Here is a 294-nt window from a genome sequence, read left to right on the forward strand (position 1 = left end):
AATGATGACCTACAACGCCAAGGCGAGTGATCTGAATAACGTCAGTAATAATGACTTTGGCTATATCCATGCCAGTGGCTTTAAATAATAAAGGCAATAGCTTACGGCGGATTTGGTTCTCGATTTCTTGTGGATTAATTGAGAACTCAGCAACGGAAGCAGTCACAACCTCATCAATTTGCATCGCAAAGTCAAAGCGTTCATCTTCACTCAGATTGTTAGCTTCGCCTTGATGCTTCAAAAATAGCCCAAAATAAGCTTGTACATGACGCTTAACTTTAGGGTCGAGTGCTG

General features: G+C 41.5%; 1 protein-coding gene. It reads right to left on the reverse strand.

Annotation, left to right across the window (positions count from 1 at the left end):
* A partial coding sequence (locus tag CIK77_RS17445) for a hypothetical protein (RefSeq protein ID WP_147271162.1) occupies positions 1 to 294 on the reverse strand: 294 nt, incomplete at both ends.

Origin of the sequence: Microbacterium sp. JB110, from assembly GCF_003335195.1 — a bacterium.
Taxonomy (GTDB): domain Bacteria; phylum Actinomycetota; class Actinomycetes; order Actinomycetales; family Microbacteriaceae; genus Microbacterium.